Here is a 12,304-nt window from a genome sequence, read left to right on the forward strand (position 1 = left end):
TCAGGCTCCCTTTCCCGCGCGGCGTTCGGTCGGCTGGGTCACCCGGTCCAGCATCAGGCCCAGGCAGACGATGGCGGCACCGGCCACCAGACCGGTCGCGAGGTCGCCCTGGGCGAGGCCGAAGGCGACGTTGTAGCCGAGGGCGCCGCCGCCGACCAGACCGCCGATGATGACGACGGCGAGGACCAGTACCACCCCCTGGTTGACGGCGAGCAGCAACGACCGCCGGGCGAGCGGGAGTTGGACCTGCCACAGCTGCTGCCGGCCGGTCGCGCCGAGCGAGCGGGCCGACTCCAGCGCGGCCGGGTCGACCTGGCGCAGGCCCTGCGCGGTGATCCGGACCACCGCCGGGAGGGCGTAGACGACGGCCGCGGCGACGGCGGGCGCGCGCCCGACGCCGAAGAGGGCGACGACGGGGATCAGGTACACGAACTGCGGCATCGTCTGGAAGACGTCCAGCACCGGGCGCAGGACCCGCTCGACGCGGTCGCTGCGGGCGGCGGCGATGCCGGTCGCGAAGCCCAGGACCAGGGTGACGGCGACGGCCGCCAGCACCTGGGAGAGGGTGTCGAGCGCGGGGGCCCAGACGCCGAGCACGCCGATCGCGGCCATCGCGAGGACGGCGGTCAGGGCGGTGGCCCAGGTGCCGATCAGCCAGGCGAGCGCGGCGACCACGAGCAGCACCGCCCACCACGGCAGCCACTGCAGGCCGCCGCGGACCGGGTCCAGGACCCAGGTGGTGAAGTGGCCCGCCCAGTCGGCCGTACCGCCGATGACGGGGACGCCGGAGTAGAGGTGGTTGGTCATCCAGTCGACGGCGCGGTTGACGGGTGCGGCGATCTGCAGGGTCCAGCCGGTGGGCCAGTCCAGGCCGTGCAGCAGGCGGGCGGCCAGGGCGGCGGCCGCGGTGACGGCGAGGGCGTACGCCCAGCCGATCGTTTGCGAACCGTTCTTCCCGGTGGCGCCGGCCGCTGCCGTCACCCGGTCCAGGACGATCGCGAGCAGCACGATCGGGATGCCGGCCGCGAGGGCCTGGCCGACGTCGACCGAGGCGAGCGCCTGGTAGACGCGGTCACCGAGGCCGCCGGCGCCGATGACGGAGGCGATCACGGCCATGGACAGCGCCATCATGATCGTCTGGTTGAGGCCGAGCAGGAGTTCCCCGCGGGCCAGCGGGATACGGGCGGTCAGCAGCCGCTGGCGCCGGGTGGCGCCGAGCGACTCCACGGCCTCCAGGACTTCGGGGTCGGCGCCGCGCAGGCCGAGCGCGGTGAGGCGGGCCATCGGCGGGGCGGCGTAGACGACGGTGGCGAGGACGGCCGCGGGGACGCCGATGCCGAAGACCAGGACGACGGGGAGGAGGTAGGCGAAGGCCGGGAGTACCTGCATGGTGTCCAGCACCGGGCGCAGGGCGCGGTCCAGCCGGTCGGACAGGCCGGCGGCGAGGCCGAGCAGCGCGCCGACGGCCACGGAGGCGAGGACGGCCACGACCATGAGCGCGAGGGTCTGCATGGTCGGCACCCACATGCCGAGCGCGCCGCACGCCACGGAGGCGGCGGCCGTGCCGGCGGCGAGCCGGACCCCGGCGACGCGCCAGGCGACGAGGGCGCCGAGGACCGTGACGCCGGGCCAGCCCAGGGCGAGCAGGGCGAGGTAGACGGCGCGGACGCAGAGGACGACGCCGTTGCTGATGTAGCCGAAGAAGTACAGGAACAGCGGGTGGCTGTCCCGGTTGTCGATCACCCAGTTGCTGGCCGACGTCAGGGGCCCCGCGAGGCTGACGGTCAGCTCGTGCGGCCAGCCGCCGTTGCCCCAGCGGCTGAGGACGGGCAGCAGGACGGCGGTGACCAGGGCGAGCAGCAGGAGCTTGCCGACGGCCCGGCTTCTGAGGATCCTCGGTGTGGCGCCGTGGGCGGCCGAGACGGTGAGCGTGGCCATCAGACAGCCTCCGGGGTGGGCGCGTCCGTCACGCCGGCGACCACGTCCAGCAGCTGCTCGTGGTCCACGACGCCCAGGCAGCGGCCCTCGGCCATCACCCGGGCCGGGGCGCCGGTGCGGGCCACCGCCTCGATCGCTTCGGAGACCGTGGCCTCGGGGGCGATCGCCGCGCCCACGGCCGCCTCGCCGGGGCCGGCCGGGCGCATCGCCGTACGGACGGTCATGACCTGTTCGCGCGGCACGTCCCGCACGAACTCGCGGACGTAGGCGTCGGCCGGGGAGCCGACGATCTCCTCGGGGGTGCCCAGCTGGACGACCCGGCCGTCCCGCATCAGGGCGATGCGGTCGCCGAGCTTGAGGGCCTCGGCGAGGTCGTGGGTGATGAAGACCATCGTGCGGCCCTCCTCCCGGTGCAGCCGGGCCACCTCGTCCTGCATGTCACGGCGGATGAGGGGGTCGAGGGCGCTGAAGGGCTCGTCGAAGAGCAGCACCTCGGGGTCGACCGCCAGCGCCCGAGCCAGGCCGACGCGCTGGCGCTGGCCGCCGGAGAGCTGGCTGGGGCGGCGCTTCTCCATGCCCTCCAGGCCGACCTTCCTGACGACCTCGGCGGCGCGCTCGCGGCGTTCGGCCCGGCCGACGCCCTGGATCTCCAGGCCGTAGGCGACGTTGTCGAGGACGGAGCGGTGCGGGAGCAGCCCGAAGTGCTGGAAGACCATGGCGGCGCGGTGCCGGCGCAGCACGCGCAGCCGGGCCTTGTCCATGGCGCGGACGTCCTCGCCGTCGATGGCGATGGTGCCGGCGGTCGGCTCGATGAGCCGGGTCAGGCAGCGCACCAGGGTGGACTTGCCGGAGCCGGACAGGCCCATGACGACGAAGACCTCGCCCTTGCGGACGTCGAAGGAGACGTCCCGGACGGCGGCGGTGCAGCCGGTGCGGGCACGCAGGTCGGCGGGGTCCAGCGCGGTGAGCTCCGGGTCGGCCGGAACGCGCTCGGCCTTCGGGCCGAAGACCTTCCACAGGCCGGAGACGGAGAAGACGGGGGTGTCCGGGCCGGTGCCGGTGGGCGGCTTGCGGGTGGGGACGGCGGGGGTCACGGCGCTCATCGGGCACCACCGCCGATCGACCCGACGGCCGTCCCCCCGATCGACCCGACGGCCGTCCCCCCGACCGGCTCGACGGCCCTCTCCCCGATCAGGTCCACGGCCTTCTCACCGACCATCAGCACCCCGATCATCGGGTTCACGGCGGGCATGGTCGGGAAGACGGAGGCGTCGGCGATCCGGATGCCCTCCAGCCCGCGCACCCTCAACTCCGGGTCCACCACGGCGAGTTCGTCGTCGACGGCGCCCATCTTGCAGGTGCCTGCCGGGTGGTAGACGGTGTGCGCGACCTTGCGGGCGTACTCGCTCAGCTCCTCGTCGCCGGTGACCTGCGGACCGGGGCACACCTCGCGCTTGAGCCAGCCGGCCAGCGGTTCGGTCCTGGCGACCTCGCGGGCGATGCGGATGCCGTCGACCAGGGTGCGGCCGTCGTAGTCGTCCTCGTCGGTGAAGTACCGGAAGTCCAGGGCGGGCTTCACGCCCGGGTCGGCGCTGGTCAGGTACAGCCGGCCGCGCGACCTCGGCTTGGGGATGTTGGGGGTCATCGAGACGCCGTACGGCGGGCGTTCGTAGCCCAGCCGCTCCGGGTTGTCGGTGAACGGGATCTGGTAGAAGTGGAACATCAGGTCCGGACCCGCGTGTCCGGGGTCGCGGCGCACGAACAGGCCCGCGTCGGAGTCCATCGCGGAGTTCTCCGGGATCGGCCCGTGGGTCTCCCAGACGATCACCGACTCGGGGTGGTCGAGCAGGTTCTCGCCGACGCCCGGCAGATCGAGGACGACGGGGATGCCGAGGGCCTCCAGGTCCGCGCGCGGTCCGATGCCCGAGTGCAGCAGCAGGCGGGGGGAGTCGACGGCGCCGGCGCACAGCACGACCTCGTTGCGGGCGCGTATCAGCAGTTCCTCGCCGTCCTTGGTGCGCACGTGCACGCCCTCGGCGCGGGTGCCGGCCAGCTGGAGCCGGTACGCCCAGGTCTCCAGGAAGATGTGCAGACCCGGACGCTCGTCCATCACCGGGTGCAGGTACGCCACCGACGCCGAGGACCGCTTGTTGTTCTCGGGGTGGTAGGCGAGGTCGAAGAAGCCGACGCCCTCGGTGAAGGGCTTCTTGTTGAAGCCCTCGACGCGCGGCACGCCGAGTGCGGACCGGGCGGCGTCGACGAAGTCGCGGGCGATGGCGTTGCGGTCCTTCTCGTCGACGGAGACGATGTTGTTCTTCAGCCGGGCGAAGTACGCCTCCATCGGCACGGCGCCCCAGCCCTTGGCGCCGGCCTCCTCCCACTCGTCCCAGTCGGACGGCAGCGGCTTGAAGGAGATGAGGGTGTTGTGCGAGGAGCAGCCGCCGAGGACGCGGGCGCGGCTGTGCCGGATGTGGGAGTTGCCGCGTGGCTGCTCCACCGTCGGGTAGTCGTAGTCGAGGTCGCCGCCGAGCAGGCCCATCCAGCGCCGCAGGGTGAGGACGTCGTCGCGGCCGACGTCGCTCGGGCCGCCCTCGATGACGGCGACGGTGACGTCCGGGTCCTCGGTGAGGCGGGAGGCGATGACGGACCCGGCGGTGCCACCGCCGATGACGACGTAGTCGTAGAGGTGGGGGGGGTGGGACATGGGCGTGCTACTCCAGGGGGTGTTTCCGGGGAGGGAGGCGGGGGTCAGCCGGCGAACCAGCGCACGGGCCGGGGCGCGAGGTTCTGGTAGACGTGCTTGGTCTCGCGGTACTCGGCGAGCCCGGCGGGCCCCAGCTCGCGGCCGGTGCCGCTCCGGCCGAAGCCGCCCCACTCCGCCTGCGGGAGGTAGGGGTGGAAGTCGTTGATCCAGACGGTGCCGTGGCGCAGCCGGCCGGCGACCCGGCGGGCCCTGCCCGGATCGGCGCTCCACACGCCGCCCGCGAGGCCGTACTCGGTGTCGTTGGCGAGGAAGACGGCCTCGTCCTCGGTACGGAACGTCTCGACGGTGAGGACGGGTCCGAAGACCTCCTCGCGCACGACCCGCATCTCGCGGTGGCAGGCGTCGAGCACGGTCGGCTCGTAGAAGTACCCGGACTCCGGGCGGTCCTCGCTCGGCTCCGGCCGCTTGCCGCCGCAGCGCAGCACCGCGCCCTCGGCGAGCGCGGAGGCCACGTACCCCTCGACCTTCTCGCGCTGCGCCGCCGAGACGAGCGGGCCGCACTCGACGCCGTCGGCGGTGCCGCGCCCGAGCCTGATCCGCTGGGCCCGCCGGGCGAGTTCGGCGACGAAGCGCTCGCGGACCGACTCCTCGACGATGAGCCGGGCGCCGGCCGAGCAGACCTGGCCGCTGTGGATGAAGGCCGCGTTGAGGGCCTGGTCCACGGCGGTGTCGAAGCCCTCGTCCGTGGCGCAGGCGTCGGCGAAGACGACGTTGGGGTTCTTGCCGCCGAGTTCGAGGGCGACCTTCTTCACCGTGGGCGCGGCGGCCTGGGCGACCTTGGTACCGCTGACCAGTCCCCCGGTGAAGGAGACCAGGTCGACGTCGGGGTGCTCGGCGAGCCGGGCGCCGACGGTGTGGCCGGGGCCGGTGACGAGGTTCGCGACCCCGGCGGGCAGGCCTGCCTCCGCCAGCAGCCCGATCAGCGCGACGGTGGTCATCGGCGTGATCTCGCTGGGCTTGACCACGAAGGTGTTGCCGGCGGCGAGGGCCGGGGCGATCTTCCAACTCGCCTGGAGCAGCGGGTAGTTCCAGGGGGTGATCAGCGCGCACACACCCACCGGCTCGTGCACGACGACGCTGTGGACGTCGGGGGAACCGGCGTCCACGACCCGGCCGGGCGCCTCGGCGGCGACGAGGTCGGCGAAGTACCGGAAGGCGTCGGCGACGCAGTCGATGTCGACGCGCCCCTCTTCGGCGGTCTTGCCCGCGTCGCGGCTCTCCAGCAGGCCGAGCGCCTCGCGGTCGCGCACGAGGAGGTCGGCGACGCGGCGCAGCAGCGCGGCGCGCTCGGCGACCGGGGTGGTGGGCCAGGGCCCGTGGTCGAAGGCCTGCCGGGCGGCCGCGACCGCCCGTTCCGCGTCCTTCTCGTCGCCCTCGGCGACCACGGCGAACGGCCGGGCGTCCGCGGGGTCCAGGATCTCGCGTGTGGCCCCGGAGGCGGCGGCCAGCCACTCGCCCCCCGCGTGGATGGTCGCCTGGGCCTGTCGTTCCGTTCCGTTCGCCATGATCGGTGTTGCCTTCCGTTCCTGATCCGCGCCCCTGCGTCACACCACTGCCACGCTCGGGGACCGCGAGCGCCTGCCCGAGCCGGTGGAAGGCATGCGCAATCGGGGGACGAAAGTGCGCCGCGTCACTGAAAATGCGGGCGAAAAGGGACAAAGAAGGCTGGCTGCGCGGAGAGTCAGGGCGTCAGGTCGGGCTCCTCGCCGAGGTTGCGGATCATCCGGCGCAGGACGTCCAGCGCGACGGCGTACTCCTCCTCCGGGATGCCGTCGTGGATCTCGGCGCGGACCCGCCCGAGGACGTCCACGGCGCGCCGGGTGGCCTCCCGGCCGGCGTCGGTGGCGCGCACCCTGCCGTCCTCGCCGACGGTCAGCCAGTCACGGGCGACCAGGGTGTCGAGGGCGCACCCGATCACCTCCGGCCCGGCGTCGAGGTGCGGGGCCAGGCGTTCGCGCAGCTCGGCCGGGGTGCGGGGCGCGGACTCGGCGGCGATGTCCTTCAGGACCCACCACTGCGGCTGGGTGAGGTCGATCCGGGCCAGGGCGGCGCGCAGACGGCGTACGACGGCCCGGTGGGCGACCCAGGTCCAGTAGCCGACGGGCTGGACGGCAGAAGGGGCGGGGGAAACGGGGACGGTCGTCATGCGGCCACGGTAGGAGCACCGCCACCGCGGCGCCTCGCACGCGCCGCGAACGGGTGAGCGGGCCGGACCACCGCTCCGGCCTCGCGCCGGCCCGCACGGAACGCCACCGCGCTCGACGGCCGCCACCATCACCGACGGCCCGCACCGCCCGGACGGCACACACCGCCCCACCGACAACCCGCACCGCCAGGGACACGAGGCACCGACCGCCGACACCCCCGCACCGGCGCCGAAAGCCCGCACCACCACGGGCAGGCGGCACCGCGATCGACGGCCGGTGCCGCCGCCGACGACGCGCACCACCACGAACCACCCGCACCGCCGCCGAAAGCCCGCACCACCATGGACGGGACCGGATTCTCTGACTATGGTCAAAGAATGCAGATCATTGACTCAGGTCAAGGAACGGGCCGGCCGGTCGCCGGCGAGGACGTCGCCGTCTTCCGGAGCTTCAACCGCTACTTCACCCGCCGCATCGGCGCCCTGGACGAGCACTACCTCGGACAGGACCGGCCGCTCGGCGAGGCGCGGCTGCTGTTCGAGATCGGTTCCGCCGGTGAGGGCGGGGTCTCTCTGCGGGAGCTGCGCGCGCGGCTCGGACTGGACGCCGGATACCTGACCCGGATGACCAAGGCGCTGCAGACCGAGGGCCTGGTGCGGGTCGGCGTGCCCGCGCACGACAGCCGGCTGCGCACCGTCGAGCTGACCCCGACGGGTCGCGCGGAGGTCGCCGAGCAGCACCGGCGCTCCGACGCGCTCGTCGCCGGCCTGCTGCGGGGCCTGACCCCCGCCCAGCGGACCGAGCTGACCGGCGCGCTGGCCACCGCGCAGCGGCTGCTGCGGCTGGCGGGGATCTCGGTGGAGGTCGTGGCCGGTGACGCACCGGACGCGCGGGCCTGCCTGGACGCGTACGCGGCGGAGCTGGACGCGCGCTTCCCCGAGGGCTTCGACGCGGCGGACCTGGTCGGCCCCGAGGACGTGACCGGAGAGGCGGGCGCCTTCCTGGTGGCGTACGAGGAGGGGCGGCCGGTGGGCTGCGGCGCCCTGCGGCGGCCGGCGCCGGGCATGGGGGAGATCCGGCACGTGTGGGTCGCCCCCGAGGCCCGGCGACTGGGGCTCGCGCGGCGGCTGCTGGCCGGCCTGGAGGACCAGGCGCGCACGCGCGGCCTGGACGTCGTACGCCTGGACACGCACGCGGCGCTCACCGAGGCGCGGACGATGTACCGGGCGTGCGGCTACACGGAGATCCCGCGCTACGGCGACAACGTCCACGCCGACCACTGGTTCGAGAAGCGGCTGAAGAGCGGGGCGACACGCCGCACTTGAGATTCTTTCACCCGTGTACAACCGTTCCTTACCTTCGTGGGTCCTCGCATCGGAGTCACCAGGGTCCCCACACACCACTCGTGCCGCACGCGCCCCCACCGAGCGTGCGGCACGCTGTCAACTTGGGGAACGCAGATGCGCATTCGAGCCAGCCTGGCCACCGCGACCGTGTCCGGTGCCGTGGCGCTCACCGCCCTCGTCGCACCGGCCGCCCACGCGGCCGGCAACCCGGCGGACACCGCCGCCGAGCTGGCGGCCTCGCCCTCCGTGGGCGGCGCCCCGGCCGACGACGTCAAGGGCGACACCCAGGTCGCCAAGGTCACCGTCAACGCGGGCAAGGACCTCGTCGCCGGTGTCGGCAAGAAGGCCTTCACCATCTACGTGACCGCCAACGACCCCTCCGGCATCTACACGGCCGGGGCGTTCCTGTGGCACGGCACCAGCCTCGACGAGGCCAACCCCGACGTGGACGGCGTCCTCGCCACGGACAACGACGCCACCTGCGACAAGTGGAGCGCCACCGCGGCCACCTGCAAGATCACCATCACGGTCGACCCCGCCGACGACCTGTACGACAGCGCCCTGAACGGCAAGTGGAACGTCTCCGCGTGGGCCGTCGGCAACGACGCCGACCACCTCCAGACGGACGTCTACAAGAACCACTGGGCCAAGCGCGCCGCAAGCTTCGGCGGCTTCGACGCGGGCCCGGAGCCGGTCGCCAAGGGCAGGACCATCACCGTCACCGGCACGCTGAAGCGCGCGAGCTGGACCTGCCTGGAGTACTACGGCTACGGCAGCCAGTCCGTCCAGCTGCAGCTCAAGAAGGCGGGCGCCGGCTCCTGCACCACCGTCAAGACGATCACGTCCTCCTCCAGCGGCTACCTGAAGACCACGGTCACCGCCTCGGCGGACGGCACCTGGCGCTTCCACTACGCGGGCAACAGCACCTCGTCCACCGCGGACGCGTACGACTACGTCGACGTGCGCTGAACGCGCCCACACACGGCCGAAGGCCCCGGAACACTCCGGGGCCTTCGGGCACATGGGGTTCTCTCCGGCGAAGTCGCCGGGGACGACGCTCAGATGAGGCCGAGGGCGCGGACCGCCTCGCGCTCCTCCGCCAGCTCCTTGACGGAGGCGTCGATGCGGGCGCGGGAGAACTCGCTGATCTCCAGGCCCTGGACGATCTCGTAGGCGCCGTCCTTGGTGGTGACCGGGAAGGAGGAGATCAGGCCCTCCGGTACGCCGTAGGAGCCGTCCGACGGGATGCCCATGGAGGTCCAGTCGCCCTCGGCGGTGCCGTTGACCCAGGTGTGGACGTGGTCGATGGCGGCGTTGGCGGCGGACGCGGCCGAGGAGGCGCCACGGGCCTCGATGATGGCGGCGCCGCGCTTGGCGACGGTCGGGATGAACTCGTCGGCCAGCCACTTCTCGTCGTTGACCACCTCGGCGGCGTTCTTGCCCGCGACCGTGGCGTGGAAGATGTCCGGGTACTGGGTGGCCGAGTGGTTGCCCCAGATGGTCAGGCGCTTGATGTCGGCGACCGCGGTGCCCGTCTTCTTCGCGAGCTGGGTCAGCGCGCGGTTGTGGTCGAGGCGGGTCATCGCGGTGAAGCGCTCGGCCGGGACGTCCGGCGCGGCGGCCTGCGCGATGAGCGCGTTGGTGTTGGCCGGGTTGCCGACGACGAGGACCTTGATGTCGTCGGCGGCGTGGTCGTTGATGGCCTTGCCCTGCGGCTTGAAGATGCCGCCGTTGGCCTCCAGCAGGTCGCCGCGCTCCATGCCCTTGGTGCGGGGGCGGGCGCCGACCAGGAGGGCCACGTTGGCGCCGTCGAAGGCGACGTTCGGGTCGTCGGTGATGTCGATGCCCTGCAGCAGCGGGAAGGCGCAGTCGTCCAGCTCCATGGCGGTGCCCTCGGCGGCCTTCAGCGCGGGGGTGATCTCCAGCAGGCGCAGCTTGACCGGCACGTCCGCGCCGAGCAGCTGGCCGGAGGCGATGCGGAAGAGCAGGGCGTAACCGATCTGGCCGGCCGCGCCGGTGACGGTGACGTTCACGGGAGTGCGGGTCATGGCGTTCTCCGTATGACAGCTGGCGATGGGGCTTCCCGGCCCCGGGCGGATGATCGATCTCTTGGCGTCAAGAGATCGATCCAGCGGTCAGGCTATCGCGCATCCGGCATGCGAGACGTCCCGGGCCGTGTGGCTCACCCCACAAGGCGGACACCGGGCCGATTTCGGGCGGTCACCTGGCTGAACGCAGCGGCGGACGGGGCACCGGACGCGAATGGCGGCCGCCGGTCCGGGAGAGGGGGGACGGAAGGCGGCCGCCGGTGGGGGGAGGTGTCCGGCGTGCCGGACTCCCATGGGGGGATGTCGTTCGCGTGCCCCGGATCCGCCGGACCATGCACGCCGTTTCGGACATTCACCCGCACCGTGTCACGCGAGCGCCGTTCGGCGGGCCTTCCCCGGTCGCGGCCGGCGCGCTTCGCCGGTCGTTCGTGTCGTGGCTACTTCGTGCACCCGGTGTGTCCCGAGGCGAGGGTCGCGCAGGCCCTGGCCTCCGCCGCGCTCTTCACGGCGACCATCGGGGTGTAGGCGATGGCGTCACCCACGGCGGTCAGCTCACCCTTCTGGCGGTCCGTGCCCGCGGACACCTCCACCGTGTCGCCCCGCGCGGCGCCGGTGATCCGGCCCCAGGCGGTGCCGCAGGCCTTGCTGTAGCGGACCTCCAGGGTCGTGCCGCCGACGGTGACGGACTTGGCGGTGCTCACCAGGTCGCCGCTGCACCCCATGGTCTCGGCATCCTTGCCGGCGCAGGCGGACCCGGCGCACTTGACCCCGCGCGGCAGGCTCGGGTGGCGGGTCGCGGCCGGCGACGGCGGCTTGGCCGCGCCCTTGCGCGTGCCGCCGTCGCGGTGGGTGAAGAAGAAGACGGCGCCGATGACGAGGAGCACGCTGACGAGCCCCGCGAGGAACATCGTCACCTGCTGCCGCCTGCCGCTGCCCGCCGGCGTTCCCGCGACGGCCCCGGGCGCCGGTACGTCGTACGGCGGTTTCGCGCCTCCCGGCGCCGGGGCGGTCCCGCCGGCCGCGCCGGCGCCCCGCACGCCGCCGTCGGGACCGGCACCGTCACCGGCGCCCACCGGTGAACCCGAGCCGGAGCCCGGCCGGGCGGTCGCCGACGACGGTCCCTGGAACCCGGCCAGCCCCCACGAGTTCACCGCGCCACGGCCGGAACCCGCGTCCGCACCGGCAGCCGCGTCCGAGCCGGTGTCCGTGCCCCCGGCCGCGCCGCCACCCCCGGCGTCGGCGAGGCCGACACCCGCGCGCGAGCCACTGCCCGCGCCCGCGCCGTCGCCCCGGTCACGGCCCGCTCCGTCCCGGACGTCCGCGTCCGGCCCGGAGGGCTGGGCGGGAATCGTCGGTGACACACCGGCCGGACCGGCGATCCCGGGCCGCGCCGTGGCACTGCCGTTCTTCCGCCCGGACAGGCCTGTGAGTCCCCGCCCCGACGGTCCCCCCGTCGCCTCCGCCGCCCCGAACTCCCCCAGTGCCGCGCGCGCCTGGGAGATGCGTATGGCCTCCATCGTGCGGTCGTGCCGCATCTCCGCGCGGCTCCAGGCGCGCTCGGCCAGCTCCCACATGGTGGTGAGGTGGACGGGGTTCGTGCCGGTGACCTCGGCGAGCGCGACGACGGCGCCCTTGGGCGCGAGGAGCCGGCCGCTCAGGTACCGCTCCCAGGACGTCTTGCTGTAGCCCGTGCGGTCGGCCAGCGCGGCGACGCTCAGCCCGCCGCGGTCCACGAGCCGTCGCATCTGGCCGGTGAACTCCTTGATCTGCGGGTCCAGATCCTCGGGCAGCTCTTTCCAGCGAGGCATCGTTTCCCCCTTGCTCTCCCCGGTGTGTCCCGTCCTGGCTACCCACAAGGATGCCCTGCCCGGGGATCGCAGTTCCCGCAGCGGGAGCGCACGGGGGCATGGACGGCGCGCGGACACCGTAGCGGAACGGTCACTTCCGTGCCACAGCGCGAAGACAGGCGTTGAACAGGCAGTTCACAGGCGGAAGGCTGCACACGCGGCGGCGGTTCGTCCCTCTTCGGGGGTGGGGGCGAACCACCGCCCCGGGGGCCGC

8 protein-coding genes and 1 pseudogene are annotated in these 12,304 nt (G+C 73.6%); 2 read left to right on the forward strand and 7 right to left on the reverse strand.

Going from position 1 to position 12,304, the window contains the following annotated elements:
• From ACZ60X_RS29060 to ACZ60X_RS29080, 5 genes and pseudogenes are all read right to left on the reverse strand, one after another.
• Positions 1–1,938: an ABC transporter permease gene (locus ACZ60X_RS29060; protein WP_469604575.1), complete on the reverse strand. Its 1,938-nt coding sequence runs from the start codon at positions 1,936–1,938 to the stop codon at positions 1–3.
• Positions 1,938–3,041, reverse strand: a complete 1,104-nt coding sequence (locus ACZ60X_RS29065; RefSeq protein WP_469604577.1) for a quaternary amine ABC transporter ATP-binding protein — start codon at positions 3,039–3,041, stop codon at positions 1,938–1,940. Before ACZ60X_RS29065 ends, ACZ60X_RS29060 begins: the two co-directional genes overlap by 1 nt.
• A gap of 83 nt (positions 3,042–3,124) precedes the next feature.
• Positions 3,125–4,642, reverse strand: a pseudogene (locus ACZ60X_RS29070) (GMC family oxidoreductase); the annotation flags it as partial.
• A 44-nt stretch (positions 4,643–4,686) separates the two neighbouring features.
• Complete coding sequence (locus tag ACZ60X_RS29075; protein ID WP_469604580.1) at positions 4,687–6,207, reverse strand: aldehyde dehydrogenase family protein; 1,521 nt, start codon at positions 6,205–6,207, stop codon at positions 4,687–4,689.
• A 176-nt stretch (positions 6,208–6,383) separates the two neighbouring features.
• Complete coding sequence (locus tag ACZ60X_RS29080; RefSeq protein ID WP_469604582.1) at positions 6,384–6,848, reverse strand: MarR family winged helix-turn-helix transcriptional regulator; 465 nt, start codon at positions 6,846–6,848, stop codon at positions 6,384–6,386.
• A 378-nt stretch (positions 6,849–7,226) separates the two neighbouring features.
• Between ACZ60X_RS29080 and ACZ60X_RS29085 the strand changes: the two genes are divergently transcribed.
• Together ACZ60X_RS29085 and ACZ60X_RS29090 are read left to right on the forward strand one after the other, a co-directional pair.
• Positions 7,227–8,174: a bifunctional helix-turn-helix transcriptional regulator/GNAT family N-acetyltransferase gene (locus ACZ60X_RS29085; protein ID WP_469604586.1), complete on the forward strand. Its 948-nt coding sequence runs from the start codon at positions 7,227–7,229 to the stop codon at positions 8,172–8,174.
• A gap of 135 nt (positions 8,175–8,309) precedes the next feature.
• The gene (locus tag ACZ60X_RS29090) at positions 8,310–9,164 is read left to right on the forward strand and encodes a DUF5707 domain-containing protein (RefSeq protein WP_469604588.1); all 855 of its coding nucleotides are present in this window, start codon (positions 8,310–8,312) and stop codon (positions 9,162–9,164) included.
• Positions 9,165–9,253: 89 nt separating this feature from the next.
• Here ACZ60X_RS29090 and ACZ60X_RS29095 read toward each other — a convergent pair whose 3' ends face one another.
• Complete coding sequence (locus ACZ60X_RS29095; protein ID WP_469604590.1) at positions 9,254–10,243, reverse strand: malate dehydrogenase; 990 nt, start codon at positions 10,241–10,243, stop codon at positions 9,254–9,256.
• Between the two features lie 437 nt (positions 10,244–10,680).
• Positions 10,681–12,051: a DUF2690 domain-containing protein gene (locus ACZ60X_RS29100; RefSeq protein WP_469604593.1), complete on the reverse strand. Its 1,371-nt coding sequence runs from the start codon at positions 12,049–12,051 to the stop codon at positions 10,681–10,683.
• Between the last annotated feature and the right edge of the window lie 253 nt (positions 12,052–12,304).

The sequence above is a fragment of the Streptomyces sp. NPDC104106 genome (assembly GCF_055584345.1).

Coding starts and splice junctions, on each gene's coding strand:
- ACZ60X_RS29060 (WP_469604575.1), bottom strand. CDS start 1,938: ATGGCCACGCTCACCGTCTCGGCCGCCCACGGCGCCACACCGAGGATC.
- ACZ60X_RS29065 (WP_469604577.1), bottom strand. CDS start 3,041: ATGAGCGCCGTGACCCCCGCCGTCCCCACCCGCAAGCCGCCCACCGGC.
- ACZ60X_RS29075 (WP_469604580.1), bottom strand. CDS start 6,207: ATGGCGAACGGAACGGAACGACAGGCCCAGGCGACCATCCACGCGGGG.
- ACZ60X_RS29080 (WP_469604582.1), bottom strand. CDS start 6,848: ATGACGACCGTCCCCGTTTCCCCCGCCCCTTCTGCCGTCCAGCCCGTC.
- ACZ60X_RS29085 (WP_469604586.1), top strand. CDS start 7,227: ATGCAGATCATTGACTCAGGTCAAGGAACGGGCCGGCCGGTCGCCGGC.
- ACZ60X_RS29090 (WP_469604588.1), top strand. CDS start 8,310: ATGCGCATTCGAGCCAGCCTGGCCACCGCGACCGTGTCCGGTGCCGTG.
- ACZ60X_RS29095 (WP_469604590.1), bottom strand. CDS start 10,243: ATGACCCGCACTCCCGTGAACGTCACCGTCACCGGCGCGGCCGGCCAG.
- ACZ60X_RS29100 (WP_469604593.1), bottom strand. CDS start 12,051: ATGCCTCGCTGGAAAGAGCTGCCCGAGGATCTGGACCCGCAGATCAAG.